Consider the following 16,824-nt stretch of genomic DNA (forward strand, 5'->3'; position numbering starts at 1 on the left):
TCGGGTCATGCCTTCGAGCCCCGCCTCCGCACCCCTGCTGGATGACCAGATCTGCTTTGCGCTCTACAACGCGTCGCGGGCGCTGACCGCGCGCTACCGTGTGCTGCTCGAGCCGCTCGGGCTCACCTACCCGCAGTACCTCGTTCTGCTGGTGCTGTGGGAGCAGGGGCCGTCGACGGTCGCTCACCTCAGTGAGCGCCTCCTGCTCGACTCAGGCACGCTGTCGCCGCTGCTGCGACGGCTCGACTCGGCCGGGCTCGTCGCACGCGGCAGGTTGCCCCGCGACGAGCGCTCGGTACTCGTCTCGCTCACGGCAGACGGCGAGGCGCTCCGGGCCAGCACGGTGGGCATCCAGGAGCAGATCTGCGGGGCGACCGGCCTGGCCCTGCCCGAGATCCACGCGCTCCGCGACCGGGTGGCCGACGTTGCCGAGCACATCAGGGCGTCCGCCTAGCACCCCTTTCACCTCACCGACCCGACCGGCTCCCCCCGGTCATCCACCGCAGGAAACCAGAGAAAAGAGAGCACAATGCCCACACGTACCGCCCGCACTGCCTGGAACGGAAGCCTCGAGACCGGTCAAGGCCAAGTCGAACTCTCGAGCTCGAAGCTCGGCACCTACGACGTGTCGTTCCCGAAGCGCGCAGCCGACGACGCCAACGGCGCCACCAGCCCCGAAGAGCTGCTCGCCGCGGCGCACTCGGCCTGTTACGCGATGCAGTTCTCGGCGGTGCTCGGTGCCGCCGGCGGAACCGTCGAGGCGCTCGACGTGCGCGCCGACGTCTCGCTCGGGCCGGACCCCGAGGGCGGCTTCCGCCTCACCGGCATCGCGCTGCGTGTTCGTGGCGAGGTGACCGGCATCGACGCCGCGACCTTCCTGCTGGCCGCGACCGACGCCAAGAACACCTGCCCCGTGTCGAAGGCGCTGACCGGGGTGGAGATCACGCTCGACGCTGCCCTCGAGGAGTAGCCCGCAGCGTCTCACTCGGCGCACCCCGCCCTGCGCCAATCGAAACCCTGAAAACTGTCGGTATCCGTGATCCGGAGCGACAGTTTTCGGGGTTTCGAATTTCGTGGCGATCGGGTCGGGAGTTTCGGTCGGTATCGGGGCGCCGAAGCGACCGGAACTCCCCAGTCGATTCTGTTGCCGGGGGGGGGTGGGGGAGGCGGGGTCAGCGGAGGGGGAGGGTCAGCGGAGGAGTCGGTTCGCGCCGAGGTCACGTTGCGCGAGGATGACCGAGCGGTTCGCGATCGCAGTGCGGCGGAGGTGGTGCGTCTCGCGGAGGGAGTCCGCGTGAGATCGGGGGGCCGCGCGGGCTGACGACACGCTGAGGTGGTCCGGGGTGGACACGGGGGCGACCGGATGCGCCGCACCGCGGCGTTCGGCGCGGTGGCTCCACGCAACGAGCGCAGTGCCGAGGGCGAGTACCGCGCGGTCGATGGGCGCGAGGGCGGCCGGCGCGGCGGCCGGCGAAGTGGCGGGTGCAGCGGCTGCGGGCGCAGCGGCGTGGGCGCCGGCCGGGCGGCGCGGCAGGGTGGGTGTGGCGTTCATGAGTCTGTCCCTCCGGGGATCTCTTCCGCGTCCATGACGGGGAAGGCGTTCAGTTGCAGTTGCACGGGGCGCGTGCCGGGTGCCGGTTGGTTGCGGTAGCGCTGGATGAAACGGTCGCTGACCGCCTGTAGCTCGGCCACGAAGGCGGCGAGCTGTGACGAGGTGAGGCGCAGGTTGACGGTGTCGATGGTGGATGCCTCGTACCAGCGCGGTTCGAGTTGGTCGGCTCCCTGCATGAGGAAGTCGTTGAACAGCGCGTCACGGGTGACCTGCCATTCGCGCTGCACCAGGTCGCTGGCCGCCCGCTCCGCACTCCGCGGCGGGTAGACGCTGTCGACCTCGATACCGCCGGGCACGCGCTCCCACCACCGTTCACGCGACGATCCGCGCGAGGCGTCTTCACGCACGAAACCATGCTTCTCGAGCTGGCGGAGGTGGTAGCTCATCGATCCGCTCGACTCGCCGAACCGCTCGGCGAGTCCGCTCGACGTGTTCGGCCCGTAGGTCGAGAGTGCGTCGAGAATGCGCACGCGGAGCGGATGCGCCAGCCCTTTGAGGCTGGTCATGTCGATCGAGCGGTTCGGTGCGACGACCGGGTGTTCATCCATGATCCAAAGATACCTTTGCAAAGACTTCTTTGCAAGCAAAGTGTTGCAAAGGGTTCTTTGGCTGCGAATGCAGGGATTCGCCGAATGCGCAACGCCTCACCCGAGGGCACAGAACTCCGTACGGTGAGGGGATGAGCGACACCAGCACGGGCATCCAGCACCACACCGTCGTGATCATCGGCGGAGGCAACGCGGGCCTGTCGGTCGCGGGGCGGCTGCGCCGCTACGGGGTGCAGGATGTCGCGGTCATCGAACCCCGCGAGACGCACCTCTACCAGCCGATGTTCTCGCACATCGCGGGAGGAACCGCCCCGGCCGGCCTCGCCACGCGCCCGCAGGAGTCGGTCATCCCTCGGGGCGTCAGCTGGATCAGGGCCCGGGTGGGCAGCATCGACCCCGAGGCGAAGACGGTGACCCTGGCATCCGGGCGGAGCATCAGCTACGGGCAGCTCGTGGTGTGCCCGGGCATCCAGAAGGACTGGGATGCCGTGCCCGGCCTCGTGGAGGCCATGGAGTCACCCGCCGGTATCTCCAACTATGAGTTCGGGTACGCCCAGAAGGCCTGGAAGGTGCTGAGCAGCACCCGCACGGGCACTGTGGTCTTCACGCAGCCCGCCGGGCCCGCCACCTGCGCCGGCGCCTCGCAGAAGCCGATGTACCTCGCCTGCGATCACTGGCGGGAGACCGGCGTGCTGAAGGACATCAGAGTCGTGCTCGTCGTGCCCACGCCGACCCTCTTCGGCATGTCGATGATCGACAGGGAGCTCGAACGGAAGGTCGCCGAGTACGGAATCGACGTCAGGTACAGCAGCGAGCTGGCGGCGGTGGATGCCGCGCAGAAGTCGGTCGTCGTGAGCGGGCCCGGCGGCAGTGCCGAGCGACTCGCCTACGACGTGCTCCATGCCGTACCGCCGCAGTCGGCGCCCGACTGGCTGGCCCAGACGGGGCTGGCCGACCCCGCCAGCCCCGGCGGATTCATCGAGGTCGATGCACTGACGCTCCGGCACGCGCGGTATCCCGACGTCTGGGCGCTCGGCGACGCAGCCGCCACGATCAACTCGAAGTCGGGCGGGGCGCTTCGCCAGCAGACCCTGGTGCTGGCGAAGAACCTCGCGGCCGCGCTGAAGGGCAAGCCCTTGCCCCAGGTCTACAACGGCTACTCGGTGTGCCCGTTCACGGTTTCGCGGACGACAGTGGTGTTCTCGGAGTTCGACGACCGCTACCGGCCGAAGCCGACCATCCCGTTCTGGAAGGGCCTGGCGAAGGAGCGGAGGGCCACCTTCATCGCCGACCGGTACGTTCTGCCCTGGGTGTACTGGAACCTGATCCTCAAGGGCCGAGCCTGACGGGGCTGCGCCTCACGCGGCTGTACCTCACGCGGCTGTACCTGACGCGGCTGTGCGTCAGCCCATCATCTTCGCGAGCAGCCCGGCGGGTGTCGCGTCGCGGGTGAGGAGCTCGGCGGTGGCGCGTCCGCCGGCGAGTGTGTAGACGCGCGAGGTCAGCATGAGCAGTTCGTCGAGGTCGTCAGACGCGAGGAGCACGGCCGTCCCCCCGGCGGCCAGCTCGACGATGAGGTCACGCACCACAGCCACCCGTGCGGCGTCGAGCGCGGCGGTCGGATGATCGAGCACGACCACGACGGGTCGCTGGCCGAGTGGCAGGTCGAGCCAGGTGCGCAGTGCGTCGAGGTGGCGCCGGGCTCCTGCCGGCCATCCGGCACCGTCTGCCAGATCGCCGGCCCCGGTGGATCGCGCGGCGCCGGCGCCTCGTGCTGCCCCGGCCCCGGCCGATCCCGCTGCCAAACCCGCCGCGCCCCGCCGGCCCACGAGCGCCGAGATGCCGCCGAGCCCGAACGCGGGCGCATCCGTCGTGCGGTAGTCGCGATCCCGGTCGACGAGACCGAGGCGAGCCAGGCGGGCCAGCATCCCCGAGGAGATGCGCGACGGGATGCCGCCGATGAGGTTCAGGTCGTATTTGATGTTCGCCGCCGTCGAGAGCCCCACGCCTCCCGCGACCGACTCCTGGGGCGTCGCGGCATCGAGCGGCCGGCCGTCGACCAGCATCGTTCCGCTCACCCGGGAGCTGAACGTGCGCCCGAAGAGGCTCAGGGCCAGCTCGCTGATGCCCGACCCCTCGAGCCCGGCCAGCCCGACGATCTCCCCGCGCCGGGCTGTGAGCGAGACATCCTGCACCACGCTGCGCTCGGTGTCGACAGGGTGCTGGGCGGTCCACGACGCGAGTTCGAACACCACCGGGCCGGACTCCAGCTCCTCGTGCTGGGGCCGCGGGGTGACCGTGATGTTCGCCGTCATGTGACGCACGAGCTGTTCGGTCGAGGGCGTGTTCGCTGTGAGTGCGACCGTCTCCACGGCGGCACCCCGCGAGAGCACCGTGACGCCCGACGCCACCTGGCGCAGCAGATCGAGACGGTGGGAGGCGATGACCACGGTGACCCCCTCGGCGGAGAGCCGCCGGATGCCGCCCGCGACGAGGGCGAGGCCTGGGGCATCCAGACCGGTGAACGGCTCGTCGAGCAGCACGACCGAGCGTTCAGCGATCAGGCAGCGGCAGAACTCGACGATCCAGCGCTCGGCCCGGCCGAGGTCGCCCGCGCGGCCGGCCGGGTCGACCGCTCCGCCCAGGCCGAATCGGGTGAGCAGGTCGGCGGTGTTGGCGTTCATGCGGCCGAACCGCACGAAGCCGCCGGCCGATGTCTCGTGCCCGAGGTAGATGTTCTCGGCGACCGAACTGTGCGGCACGACGGCGGGCTCGCCGCGGATCACTCGCACGCCAGCCGCCGCGGCCTCAGCAGAACTCCCGAATCGGCGCGGTATTCCGCCGATCGTGAGTGTTCCGTCGGCGACCGGCAGAAAGCCGCTGATCACGGCGAGCACTTCGGATGCCCCCGACAGGTTCTCGCCGAGGATGCCGTGCACGCTGCCGCCCGACACCCCGAACGACACAGAACGGATGCCCGTGCCGGCCGCCGACCTCGCTGAGACGGAACTCAGGAGGAGGGACGGGCCGTGCACGGGCATCCGTTTCAGACTACGTGTTGAGGAGTTGGCCGACTCAGGCGCGGCGGATCAACGACCGCCCGAGCGACGCTTGTTGTAGACGTCGAAGGCGACGGCGAGCAGCAGCACGAGGCCCTTGACGGCCTGCTGCCACTCGATGCCGATACCCATGATCGACATGCCGTTGTTCAGCACACCGATGATGAGACCACCGATGATGGCGCCGCCGATGGTGCCGACGCCGCCGGTGACTGCCGCGCCACCGATGAAGGCGGCGGAGATGGCCTCGAGCTCGAAGCCGTCACCGGCTTTCGGGCCGGCGAGGTTCAGGCGGGCGGTGAAGACGAGACCGGCGAGGGCAGCGAGCACGCCCATGTTCACGAACAGCCAGAACGTCACGTTGCGGGTCTTGATGCCCGACAGCTCGGCGGCGTGCAGATTGCCACCAATCGCGTAGATGTGACGGCCGAAGACCGAGCGGCCCATGACCAGGCCATAGATCAGGATGAGCACCGCGAGGATGATCAGCGTGACCGGGATGCCCTTGAAGGTGGCGAGCGCGTAGGCGAAGAGCAGGATGACGATCGAGACCAGCACGAGCTTGCCGACGTACCAGCCGATGGGCTCCACGGCCTGGCCGTAGCTCTGGCGGCCGCGGCGGGTGCGCACCGACTGGACGATCAGGGCGATGATCGCGATCACCGCGACACCCATGGTCAGCGGGTCGACGTCGAGGTTGCCGAAGACGTTCGTCAGGAACCCGTTGCCGATGGCGCGGTACTCCTCGGGGAACGAGCCGATGTTGGCGTTGCCGAGCACGACGAGCGCGAGACCACGGAAGATGAGCATGCCGGCCAGCGTCACGATGAACGCCGGTATGCCCACGTAGGCGATCCAGAAGCCCTGCCACGCTCCCACGGCCGCACCGATCAGCAGCGACAGGATGATGGAGAGCCACCACGGCAGGCCCATGTTCACGGCGAAGACACCGGAGACGGCGCCGACGAAGGCGGCGACGGATCCGACCGACAGGTCGATGTGGCCCGCGACGATGACCATCACCATACCGATCGCGAGAATCAGGATGTACCCGTTCTGAACGATCAGGTTCGAGACGTTCTGCGGGCGGAGCAGCACGCCGTTGGTCAGGATCTGGAACACCACGACCACGAGCACGAGGGCGATGAAGATGCCGTTCTTGCCCAGGTCGCTCAGAACGTGGCTGAGAGCGGTGGTGAACTTGTTCTCGACCGGGTTGACCCGGCCACCGGCGGCCGTGTCGTCTGACGGCTTCGTTTCGAGGTTGGACATCAGGCGCGTTCCTTTTCCATGGTCATGTACTTGATCAGTGTTTCGGGGGTGGCTTCTGCGATGGGCAGTTCACCGGTGATGCGGCCTTCGGCGATGGCGTAGATCCGGTCGCAGATGCCGAGGAGTTCTGGCAGCTCGCTCGAGATGACGATGATGCCCTTGCCCTCGGCGGCGAGCTTGTTGATGATCGTGTAGATCTCGTACTTCGCGCCCACGTCGATTCCGCGGGTCGGCTCGTCGAGGATGAGCACGTCAGGGTCGGAGTAGATCCACTTGCTCAGCACGACCTTCTGCTGGTTGCCACCGGACAGCTTGCCGACCTTCGAGAGCACCGAGGGTGCCTTGATGTTCATCGACTTGCGGTAGCCGTCGGCGACCTCGTACTCCTTGTTGTCGTCGACGAGCCCGGCGCGTTCGAGCTTCTTAAGCGAGGCCATCGAGATGTTGCGCTGGATGTCCTCGATGAGGTTGAGCCCGTAGAACTTGCGGTCCTCTGTGGCGTACGCGAGGCCGTTGTCGATGGCCTCCGACACGGTGCGGGTCTTGATCTCGACGCCGTGCTTGTAGACCTGGCCGGAGATCTTCGTGCCGTACGAGCGGCCGAACAGGCTCATCGCGAACTCGGTGCGCCCGGCGCCCATGAGGCCGGCGATACCGACGATCTCGCCGCGCTTCACGTTCAGGTTCACGTTGTCGACCATGATGCGGTTCGGGTCTTGCGGGTGGTACGCGGTCCAGTTCTCGACGCGCAGGATCTCCTCGCCGATGTGCGGGGTGTGGTCGGGGTAGCGGTGTTCGAGGTCGCGGCCCACCATGTCCTTGATGATGCGTTCCTCGGTCACGTCGGTCTTGGCGATCGTCTCGATCGCCTTGCCGTCGCGGATGACTGTGACCGTGTCCGAGATCTTCTTGATCTCGTTGAGCTTGTGGCTGATGATGATCGACGTGATGTTCTGGCCCTTGAGCGAGAGGATCAGGTCGAGGAGGTGGTCGCTGTCCTCGTCGTTGAGGGCTGCGGTCGGCTCATCCAGGATCAAGAGCTTCACCCGCTTGGAGAGCGCCTTCGCGATCTCGACGAGCTGCTGTTTGCCGACGCCGAGCTCACGCACCTTCGTGGTGGGGTTCTCGCGGAGGCCCACCCGGGCGAGGAGTTTGGATGCTTCGGTGTTGGTCTTGTTCCAGTCGATCAGGCCGAAGGCGCCCTTGATCTCGTTGTTGAGGAAGATGTTCTCGGCGATCGAGAGGAACGGGCTGAGAGCCAGCTCCTGGTGGATGATGACGATGCCCTTGGCCTCGCTGTCCCGGATGTCGCGGAACTCCATCGTCTCGTTCTCGAACACGATGTCGCCCTCGTAGGTTCCGAAGGGGTAGACCCCGCTCAGCACCTTCATCAGCGTCGACTTGCCGGCCCCGTTCTCGCCGCAGATCGCGTGCACTTCGCCGCGAGCCACGGCGAGCGTGACGTTCTGCAGCGCCTTGACGCCGGGGAACGTCTTCGTGATGCTGCGCATTTCCAGGATATTGGTGGTCACAACATCTCTTCCTCTAAAAGTGTGGGGGTGGTGCGGGTGTGGCCCGGCGCAGGGCCGAGCCAGGGTACGTGCTCAAACTGCCGAGCCAAAACCGGCCCGGCGTTCTGTCACGGCTCGCGGATCGAGCCGTGACAGAACTGCCTCATTGGAACTAGCCGTTGATCTGCGCGTCGGTGTAGTAACCGCCGTCGATCAGGACCTTCTTGATGTCACCCTTGGTGACGACGACGGGCTGCAGCAGCTCGGCCGGAACGACCTTCTTGCCGTTGTCGTACGTCTTGTCGTCGTTCGTCTCAGGCGTCTTGCCCTCGAGCACAGCGCTGGCCATGGCCACAGCGACCTTCGCGAGCTCGCGAGTGTCCTTGTAGATGGTCGAGTACTGCTCGCCGCCGTTGATGGCCTTGACCGAGTCGAGCTCAGCGTCCTGGCCGGTGATGATCGGGAACGAGGCGCCGACGGTGTAGCCCGCCGAGGTGACGGCGGAGATCAGGCCGCGCGAGATTCCGTCGTAGGGCGACAGGATGCCGTTGACCTTCGTGGTGCCGTCGGAGTACGTCGACGTGAGGATGTTCTCCATGCGGGACTGGGCGGTTGCCGGGTCCCAACGGAGGGTGGCGACCGTGTTGAAGTCGGTCTGGCCGCTCTTCACGACAAGGGTGCCCTTGTCGATGTAGGGCTGCAGGACAGCCATCGCGCCCTTGAAGAAGAACGTGGCGTTGTTGTCGTCGGGGCTACCGGCGAACAGCTCGATGTTGAACGGACCGGCGACTCCGGTGTCCTTGCCACTGGCGTCGAGGATGCCGAGACCGGTGAGGAGCGAGGTGCCCTGCTCGGTGCCGACCTTCTCGTTGTCGAACGTGGCGTAGTAGTCGACGTTCTCCGAGTCACGGATCAGGCGGTCGTAGGCAATGACAGGAATGTTGTTGTCTTTGGCGTTCTGGAGCGTGTTGGTCAGCGTGGTGCCGTCGATCGAGGCAACGATCAGGGCCTTGGCGCCCTTGGTGATCATGTTCTCGAGCTGGCTGACCTGGGTGGGGATGTCGTCTTCGGCGTACTCGAGGTCGACGGTGTAGCCGGCCGATTCGAGCTGCTGCTTGATGCTGTTGCCGTCGGCGATCCAGCGCTCCGACGACTTCGTCGGCATCGCGACACCGATGAGGCCACTGGCACCGGCGGCAGCGCCGTCGGTGGAGGAGCCTGATGAGCTGCCCGAGGAGCAGGCTGCGAGTGAAACCACCATGGCCGCGGAGGCCAGGAGGGAAAGTACAACTTTCTTCTTCACTGTGTTTCCTTTCGATTTGTGCATGTGGACTTCGTTGTCAGCAGGTGCTGGGTGAAGGTGATGCGGTGATCAGAGGCCCTGCGAGGTGCTGTGGTGGGCCTTGTTCCGGCGCGTTTCCCGTGGGGGAGTCACGCAGGTCTGGTGTCTCGCCGGAGGCGAGAAATCGTGGGGTGCGCGTGGCACGTGGGGTGCGCTGCGCGCGGTCGTGGTCACTGGAGAGCACCTTCCGGTGCCTGTCCGTAGACGTTCTGGTAGCGGGCGAAGAGTGCGTCGATGCTCTGCTGGGGCAGAGGGATGGGGTCACCGAGCTGGCGGGCGACGTGCACGGTACGCGCGACATCCTCGACCATGACGGCGGCCTTGACCGCATCGTTCGCGTCACGGCCGATCGTGAAGACACCGTGGTTCTGCATCAGCACGGCGCGGGAGCGGTGGCCCGTCAGCGTCTCGACGACGCCCACGCCGATCGAGTCGTTGCCGATGACGGCGAACGGACCGACCGGGATCGGGCCGCCGAACTCGTCGGCCATCGCGGTGATGACACAGGGGATCTCCTCGCCCCGCGCGGCCCAGGCCGTGGCGTAGGTCGAGTGGGTGTGCACGACGCCGCCCACTTGGGGCATGTTGCGGTAGATGTAGGCGTGCGCTGCGGTGTCGCTCGAGGGCTGCCGGTGGCTGCCGGGCGTCTCGGAGATCACGTCGCCGTCGAAGTCGCACAGGATCATGTTCTCGGGGGCGAGGTCGTCGTAGCGCATGCCGGACGGCTTGATGACGAACAGTTCGCGGCCCGGGATGCGGGCGGAGACGTTGCCGCTCGTCCAGGCGATGAGGCCGTAGCGGGTGAGCTCGGAGTGCAGCCGGGCGACGTCTTCACGGAGGCCTGCGATGAGCACTTCGGTCTCAGGGCCGTAATTCATGTCACGGACTCCTTCGTCTCGGATGTGGCTCACACGGGGTGTGTTCGTCAGGCTGGTGATCTGATGTGACGCCGTATGTGAACGGTCACATCGGGCTGGACTCATGTTAGCCACAAGCAGACAACGCCTGTCAAGCGCAAGTTGTCACAGTTCGGTAACTGCCGATGTGCAAGCTCGGTGGCATGCACTCCGGCAGGGTGAATCAGTTCAGAAACGGCTGGGCCCGGTGCTCTCGCGCACGATGAGCTCCGGGATGATCCCGCTCGGCGACTCACCGCCGAGCGGGCCGCCGCCGTTCAGCAGCAGCTCGATGGCGCGGCGGCCGAGCTCGCCGAAGTCCTGGCGCACCGTCGTGAGCGGAGGCCAGAAGTGCCGCGCCTCGGGGATGTCGTCGAACCCGACGATGCTGATGTCGCCGGGGATGTCGAGCCCAGCATCCCGGATCGCGTGCATCAGGCCGAGGGCCATCTGGTCGTTCGAGGAGAAGATCGCCGTGAAATCGCGCACCCGCAGCAGCTCCCGGCCGGCGAAGTAGCCGAACTCGGCGGTCCAGTCGCCGAGGATCGGCGCGGTAGCCGCCACATCGTGCTCGCTCATCTCCGTGAGGAAGCCGTGCATCCGGGCCTCGGCCTCGATCCAGTCCTGGGGGCCGGCGAGGTGGTAGATGTTGCGGTGCCCGAGTTCGATCAGGTGCCTCGTCGCCAGCCTCGCGCCCGCGATCTGGTCGACCGAGAGCGCGTGATCGGAGGTGCCCGTCGACTGCAGCGTCACGAACGGCACCGAGAGGTTCATCTGGGTGAAGGTGTCGAAGACACGCACCTGGGGTGCGATCACGACGAGCCCCTCGATGGCCTGGTCGAGCAGGTGGTTCAGGGCGCGCTCGATCGACTCGCGGTCGCTGCCGTCGAGGTTGACCGTGTTCACGAAGTAGCCCTCCGCCCGGGCCGCCTGCTCGATGGCGGTGATGCTCGAGGCGGGGCCGTACTGGAAGCTCGACGCCGAGATGATGCCGATGGTGCGCGAGCGGCTGGTGACCAGCATCCGTGCGGCCCGGTTGGGGCGGTACTGCAGGTCGTCCATGACCTGCTGGACGCGGAGTTTGGTCTCCTCGCGGAGGTTCGGGGAGTCGTTCAGCACCCGGGACACCGTCTGGTAGGACACCCCGGCAAGCCGCGCGACATCGCGGATGCTCGGGGCGCGGTTGCGGGTCGGGTCGGATGGCACGGGTTCATTATGCCCCCGCCCGCTCGGAGCCCGGCGCCCCGTGTGACAGTCACATACTCACCATCCGGGCCGGAATGTGTGAGACGATGCTGTTTTCGCCGACGAGACTGGTCCCCCACCGTGAGCTACACCCCCGCACCCGAAGAGCCGACGGATCCGAAGAATCCGAAGCGGCCCACGAACACGCGCATCGCGATCTGGATCGGCGTCGCGGCGGTGGGCCTCTACTTCCTCGGCACCGGCATCTTCGGCATTCTCACCGGCGGCAACTGACCCGCGCGCGCCGCGCGCGTACCCCGCCTGAACGGTTCCGCGGTGGTTTGTCGCTTCCGCGCCTGCGCGCGCACCCGCGGATGCGACAAACGGTAGCGCTTCCCCTAGGCCTGCTGGGACTGGCGGCGGGGGAGCTTCCAGCCGGGGCGCACGAAGTGGCAGGTGTAGCCGTTCGGGTAGACGTCGAGGTAGTCCTGGTGCTCGGGTTCTGCCTCCCAGAAGTCGCCTGCCGCGTCGACTTCGGTGACGACCTTTCCGGGCCAGAGGCCAGATGCGTCGACGTCCTCGATCGTGTCGAGCGCGGTGTTCAGCTGGGCGTCGTCGGTGTAGTAGATCGCCGAACGGTAGCTCGTACCGCGGTCGCCGCCCTGGCGGTTCTTCGTCGACGGGTCGTGGATCTGGAAGAAGAACTCCAGCAGGTCGCGGTAGCTCGTCTTCGCCGGGTCGAAGGTGATCTCGATCGCCTCGGCGTGCAGGCCGTGGTGCCGATACGTAGCGTTCTTTACGTCGCCACCGGTGTACCCGACGCGCGTCGTCACGACGCCCGGACGCTTGCGGATCAGATCCTGCATGCCCCAGAAGCAGCCGCCCGCGAGGATCGCCTTTTCGAATGTAGCCATGGTGTTGTCTCCTTTGCGTTCAACCTTTGGTACAACAGTCGGTTCGGCGCCGGTGTTCCGGCCGATGGCGCGCTTGCGGGGGCTCCCAGCGCGCACTCAGCCTGCGCTGCACCAGTCGGGTTGCGAGCCGGTGACGGTTCGGGGTGCCGCGGGGTCGTCGAGCGGGATGTAGGTTGTGGTTGTGGTTGTGGTTGTGGTTGTGGTTGTGGTTGTGGTTGTGGTTGTGGTTGTGGTTGTGGTTGTGGTTGTGGTTGTGGTTGTGGTTGTGGTTGTGGTTGTGGTGGCTGAGGTCGCTGCCGTTGCCGCCGTGGCATCCGCTGCCGTCGACGGGGACGTTTCCGTCGTGGCTGCCGTCTCCGCCACGGCGTAGCGGCCGTTGGCCGAGAGGCAGTACCGGATGATCGTGGTGCCCGCGGGCGCTGTGAACAGTGTCTGGGAGTCGGTGCCGTCGACCTTCTGCAGGCTCGTGTCGCCGGGGCCGGGTGCAACCACCGCGCCGGTGCTGTCGAGGGGCTCGGGCAGGAGGGCGCTGGCCCCGTCGGCGGCTCCGGCGAGCGCGAACGGCGCCGTCACGGGGGTGCCCGGCTGGGCGAAGTCGATCGTGGCTGCCGAGCCGCCCGACGCGGTCACGAGCGACTTCGTGTGCGGGAGGAAGCCCAGCAGGGCATCCGCCGTTCCGACCTGGACGGCGGCCGACGAGCCGTCGAGCAGGCCCAGGGCGTCGACGAGGAACAGAGCTCCGTCGGGGCGCTGCACCACGAGCGACGTGGTTCCGGGCAGGAAGGCCCACGACTTCACGTCGAGCAGCTCGTGATCCGGTCCGGTGACGGGGATCGAATAGACCTGGCCGAGTGTGGTGTCATAGATGTACAGCTGGTCTGCGGAGGTCGGGTAGAACGGCGACGGCGCGGCGCGGTAGGTGTAGCCGAAGAGGTTGCTCTTCACCGAGGAGGCGAGCCCGGTCACGGTTCCGGGGCCCGCCAGCTGCACGGGGATGGGGGCTGCTGATCCGTCGGGCGACACGATGTCGAGCAGGTCGTAGCCGTCGGTGTCCGGCGTCGCCACGACGAGTTTCGAGCCGATCGTGGTGAAGAGGCGGATGTCGGGTGCGCTGAAGACGGTCTCGCTGGCATCGCCGGTGAGGGAGGAGCGCACGATGCGGTCGTCGGTCGCCGCTGCGCCCGGCTTCGTACCCGGCACGAGGTACGACACCACGGCATCCGGAGTGGTGAAGGAGTAGGTGAACGTGGAGGTTGCATCCTGGGACGCGCTCCGCACGCCGGTCGCCGTCACGGTGTAGGTGGTGTTGTAGGCGAGCACGCTGCCGAACTCGACCTGGATGCTCGTCTGGTTCGTGGTCGTCTTCACCATCGCCGCGGGGCTCACGCTCACCTGCGCGTCGGTGATCGGCGCGATGACCTCGTTCGCCTGCAGGAGCAGCCGCTGGCCTGCGCGCTCGACGCTGGTCTGCACGTTCATCTGCGCGGTGGTCAGCCGCGGGCCCTGCGTGAGGTTCAGCAGGGCGAGGCCGGCCGCGAGCAGGGTGAAGACGGCGATGCTGCCGTAGAGGAGCATCCGGAACCGGCGTGCGGACGGCCTGCCGACGGGTACCGTTCCGGCCGCCCCTGCCTGGGTGGACGGCTGAGTGGACGGCTCAGTAGACATAGGGGTCTGAGGGCTGGGCGATGGCGGCGATCCGGTCGGGCTGCAACACGATCGATGCCGCGCTGAGCACGCTCGGGTCGGCGCCGAACGTGCCGTCGACGCTCACCCAGCTGTCGACAGGGTACGAACTCTGCCAGCCCGGCTGGTAGACGGCCACGCCGACGGGCTGGGCGTCTACCGCGCAGCAGGTCACCACGAAGCGGGCGACGAAGAAGACAGCGTCGGGGTCGTCGGCGTCGGGCGTCACGAACCCGGTGATACTCGCGGCCCGACCGCCGAAGTAGTCGAGCCCCACGCCCTGCCGCATGAGCAGCGACCAGTTCTTGACCGTGTAGGCGGAGGTGTCATCGGTGGTGCTGGCGGCCTGGGCGCTGGTGTTCCCGAGGGTGGCGGAGGAGCTGTTGAGGCTGCGCTGCTCGACCGTCGAGGAGGTCAGCGTCGACGGCGGAACCACGAGCAGGGTGGCCACGGCGGCCGCCACGACGGCGAGGCTCGCCGCGCTGCCGGCGAGCATCCAGAACCGTCTGCGGCGGCGGGGTCGGCCGCTCGGTGCGTTGCCGTTCAGCAGGCCGTCGTGGGTGACCGCATACGCGTGGCCGTCGTGGTCGTGCGCATCCGCGCGGTCGTGCCCGTGCCCGTCGTGCCCGTGCCCGTCGTCATCGGACGCCGGGACAACCGCGAACGCACCCACGATCAGCACCACGGCGATGGCCGCCATGATCAGGGTGAACACGTAGTAGCGCGGGTGGATGTACAGCCCGAGCTGCCCGGCGAAACCGAGCCGCACCGTGGCGACGACACCGATGAGGCTCAGGGCGAGACCCTGCCAGCGGGAGACGAGGCGGCTAAAAGACAAAGTTCACGGCCAATCCCAGAGTCGCAGCACACATCGCGATCAGGATACTCACCTGCACGAGGGTCTTTGCTGTGAACGTGGTGCGGAGCAGTGCGAGCATCTTCACGTCGATCATCGGGCCGAAGACCAGAAAGGCGACGATCCCGCCGGGTAGGAAGGTAGATCCGAACGACAGGATGAAGAACGCGTCCACGTTCGAACAGATGGCCACGACGAACGCGAGCAGCATGAGTGCCAGCACAGACCAGAGCGGGTTGCTGCCGAGCGCGACCAGCAGGTTGCGCGAGACGGCGACCTGGATGAGCCCGGCGATCCCGGCCCCGATGAACAGGGCGGGCATCATCGCGCTGGTCTCCGTGGAGAACTGCAGGAACGTGCGGCGCACGCGGCCGGTGCGGGGTGCGGCGGCATCTACAGCGCACGCCTCCTGGAACCCGGGCGTCAGCAAGGTCTCGGGCTGCGGGTGGCGGCTGAAGATCCAGCCGACCAGGTTGGCGATGAGAAGGCCGCCGACGATACGGGAGACGAGGATGCCGTCGTTCCAGCCGAATGCCTGGTAGGTCGTGATGATGGTGATCGGGTTGATGATCGGGGCCGCGAACAGGAACGTCATCGAATCCGCGACGGTGAGCCCGCTCATGATGAGGCCGCGGGAGAGTGGCACGTTCCCGCACTCGCAGACCGGCAGCAGCACCCCCAGTAGCGAGATGCTGAGCCGTCTCGCTGCGGGGTTCTTGGGCAGCCGCCTGAGCAGGAAGCCCTCCGGGAGCCACACCTGCACCAGGCTCGAGAGCACGATTCCGAGAAAGACGAACGGCAGCGACTCGATGATCACGCTGATCGAGAGAGTGACGAAGTCGCGGGCCGGGTCGGTCATCCATGCGGTCAGCTCAGGCGGTGCCAGCCACCGGATGCCGACCAGAACCAGCACCGCGGCGATGCCGATCAGCGGGGCGGGGTTGAACTCGGAACGGGTGAGATCACGAAGCGACGGGTTCGCCCCGTCGAACCGCAGCCCGTTCGGCGTTCTCGGCGCGCGGATGTCTCGGCGCGACGATTCGCTCGTGGGCAGACGTGACAGGGGACCCTCCCGAGGTTCGCCTCCATTGTAGGCAGGGCGTCGTAGGCAGGGCGCCGTAGGCAGGGCCGTCCTGGCCCCGCCGCCTGGCGTCAACAGGGCCGCCGCACACCTGTACGGAGTACAGTGGAGGCATGAGTGCGTCCACGGAAACCAAGACACGAGGGAAGTCCCGCGAGCGGCTGAGCCGCGGGGTGTTGACGGCCAGCGCGCTCGAGATCGCCGATCGCGAGGGGCTCGAGGCGGTCACGATCCGGCGGGTGGCGACTGACAATTCGGTCACGCCGATGGCGCTCTACTGGCACTTCGCCGACAAGGAGGCGCTCTTCGACGGTATCGCCGAGCGCATCTACGGGGAGGTGGCGCTTCCGGATCGCGTCGCCCCGTGGGATGTCGATCTGCACGCGGTGCTGGTTGCGGTGCTCGAGGCCCTGCGCGGGCATCCGCTGGTCGCGGAGATGGTGCCGTCGCGCATCATGAAGTCCGAGGCGGGCCTGGGGATCGCCGAGCGCGTGATCGGACTGCTGCGATCGGCTCGGTTCTCGCCGGCGGAGGCCGCTCAGACCGGGATGTTCCTGCTCTGCTCGCTGGTGGAGCTCGTGGCGATGGAGCCCGGGCAGGATGCCCAGGGGGATCCGGAGGCGCGGGACGCGCATCTGCGGAGCAAGCGCGCTGCACTCGAGTCGATGGACCCGAAGAAGTTTCCCGCCCTGCTCGATTCTGCGGAGTTCTTCCTGGTCTGCCCGAGCGAGGATGCCTACTTCGGCCGGGGCGTCGACTTTCTCGTGGCAGGCACCCGCGGCATCCAACCCGCCTGAGCGGCGGCGATGCCAGCCCCGCGGCATCCAGACCCGTCTTGCGCTCCTATACGTCGTAGATGTACGTT

At 67.3% G+C, this 16,824-nt stretch carries 17 protein-coding genes; 5 read left to right on the plus strand and 12 right to left on the minus strand.

From position 1 onward, the window contains the following. Window positions 1-7: 7 nt before the first annotated feature. Window positions 8-454, plus strand: a complete 447-nt coding sequence (locus B7R22_RS01255; protein ID WP_116410012.1) for a MarR family winged helix-turn-helix transcriptional regulator — start codon at window positions 8-10, stop codon at window positions 452-454. 75 nt (window positions 455-529) lie between these two features. After that, a complete protein-coding gene (locus B7R22_RS01260; protein ID WP_116410013.1) occupies window positions 530-970 on the plus strand; it encodes an OsmC family peroxiredoxin in 441 nt (146 codons plus the stop codon). Window positions 971-1,189: 219 nt separating this feature from the next. Here the strand turns inward: B7R22_RS01260 and B7R22_RS01265 are convergent, their stop codons facing one another. After that, window positions 1,190-1,552 carry a hypothetical protein gene (locus tag B7R22_RS01265; protein WP_116410014.1) on the minus strand — a complete coding sequence of 121 codons (363 nt, stop codon included), beginning with the start codon at window positions 1,550-1,552 and terminating at the stop codon, window positions 1,190-1,192. Further along, window positions 1,549-2,160 (minus strand): ArsR/SmtB family transcription factor, encoded by a 612-nt coding sequence (locus tag B7R22_RS01270; RefSeq protein ID WP_116410015.1) that lies wholly within the window; start codon window positions 2,158-2,160, stop codon window positions 1,549-1,551. Before B7R22_RS01270 ends, B7R22_RS01265 begins: the two co-directional genes overlap by 4 nt. 131 nt (window positions 2,161-2,291) lie before the next feature. On the opposite strand from B7R22_RS01270, the gene B7R22_RS01275 reads away from it, so the two are divergent. Beyond that, window positions 2,292-3,506: an NAD(P)/FAD-dependent oxidoreductase gene (locus tag B7R22_RS01275; protein WP_116410016.1), complete on the plus strand. Its 1,215-nt coding sequence runs from the start codon at window positions 2,292-2,294 to the stop codon at window positions 3,504-3,506. Window positions 3,507-3,563: 57 nt separating this feature from the next. Here B7R22_RS01275 and B7R22_RS01280 read toward each other — a convergent pair whose 3' ends face one another. The 6 genes from B7R22_RS01280 to B7R22_RS01305 form a co-directional block, all read right to left on the minus strand. Beyond that, complete coding sequence (locus B7R22_RS01280; protein ID WP_116410017.1) at window positions 3,564-5,201, minus strand: ATP-binding cassette domain-containing protein; 1,638 nt, start codon at window positions 5,199-5,201, stop codon at window positions 3,564-3,566. 48 nt (window positions 5,202-5,249) lie between these two features. Next, window positions 5,250-6,491, minus strand: a complete 1,242-nt coding sequence (gene mmsB / locus B7R22_RS01285; protein WP_116410018.1) for a multiple monosaccharide ABC transporter permease — start codon at window positions 6,489-6,491, stop codon at window positions 5,250-5,252. After that, complete coding sequence (gene mmsA / locus B7R22_RS01290) at window positions 6,491-8,023, minus strand: multiple monosaccharide ABC transporter ATP-binding protein (protein ID WP_116410019.1); 1,533 nt, start codon at window positions 8,021-8,023, stop codon at window positions 6,491-6,493. The genes mmsB and mmsA overlap by 1 nt, the downstream gene beginning before the upstream one ends. Window positions 8,024-8,174: 151 nt before the next feature. Continuing rightward, complete coding sequence (gene chvE / locus B7R22_RS01295; RefSeq protein ID WP_116410130.1) at window positions 8,175-9,305, minus strand: multiple monosaccharide ABC transporter substrate-binding protein; 1,131 nt, start codon at window positions 9,303-9,305, stop codon at window positions 8,175-8,177. 209 nt (window positions 9,306-9,514) lie between these two features. Further along, window positions 9,515-10,222 carry an L-ribulose-5-phosphate 4-epimerase gene (locus B7R22_RS01300; RefSeq protein WP_116410020.1) on the minus strand — a complete coding sequence of 236 codons (708 nt, stop codon included), beginning with the start codon at window positions 10,220-10,222 and terminating at the stop codon, window positions 9,515-9,517. Between the two features lie 207 nt (window positions 10,223-10,429). After that, complete coding sequence (locus B7R22_RS01305) at window positions 10,430-11,446, minus strand: LacI family DNA-binding transcriptional regulator (RefSeq protein ID WP_116410021.1); 1,017 nt, start codon at window positions 11,444-11,446, stop codon at window positions 10,430-10,432. 120 nt (window positions 11,447-11,566) lie between these two features. On the opposite strand from B7R22_RS01305, the gene B7R22_RS19000 reads away from it, so the two are divergent. Then, entirely contained in the window at window positions 11,567-11,719 is a 153-nt protein-coding gene (locus B7R22_RS19000; RefSeq protein ID WP_172582137.1) for a hypothetical protein, read from the plus strand. A gap of 104 nt (window positions 11,720-11,823) precedes the next feature. Here B7R22_RS19000 and msrA read toward each other — a convergent pair whose 3' ends face one another. The 4 genes from msrA to B7R22_RS01325 form a co-directional block, all read right to left on the minus strand. Beyond that, a complete protein-coding gene (gene msrA, locus B7R22_RS01310; protein WP_116410022.1) occupies window positions 11,824-12,339 on the minus strand; it encodes a peptide-methionine (S)-S-oxide reductase MsrA in 516 nt (171 codons plus the stop codon). Between the two features lie 96 nt (window positions 12,340-12,435). Further along, on the minus strand, window positions 12,436-14,004 hold the full coding sequence (locus B7R22_RS19005) for a hypothetical protein (protein ID WP_172582138.1): 1,569 nt from the start codon (window positions 14,002-14,004) through the stop codon (window positions 12,436-12,438). Beyond that, on the minus strand, window positions 13,994-14,860 hold the full coding sequence (locus B7R22_RS01320; protein ID WP_253258813.1) for a TIGR03943 family putative permease subunit: 867 nt from the start codon (window positions 14,858-14,860) through the stop codon (window positions 13,994-13,996). Before B7R22_RS01320 ends, B7R22_RS19005 begins: the two co-directional genes overlap by 11 nt. Continuing rightward, complete coding sequence (locus B7R22_RS01325) at window positions 14,850-16,034, minus strand: permease (RefSeq protein ID WP_253258814.1); 1,185 nt, start codon at window positions 16,032-16,034, stop codon at window positions 14,850-14,852. Before B7R22_RS01325 ends, B7R22_RS01320 begins: the two co-directional genes overlap by 11 nt. Window positions 16,035-16,072: 38 nt before the next feature. Between B7R22_RS01325 and B7R22_RS01330 the strand changes: the two genes are divergently transcribed. Then, window positions 16,073-16,756 (plus strand): TetR/AcrR family transcriptional regulator, encoded by a 684-nt coding sequence (locus B7R22_RS01330; protein WP_116410023.1) that lies wholly within the window; start codon window positions 16,073-16,075, stop codon window positions 16,754-16,756. The last annotated feature ends 68 nt before the right edge of the window (window positions 16,757-16,824 follow it).

The organism is Subtercola boreus (assembly GCF_003399635.1).
GTDB lineage: Bacteria > Actinomycetota > Actinomycetes > Actinomycetales > Microbacteriaceae > Subtercola > Subtercola boreus_B.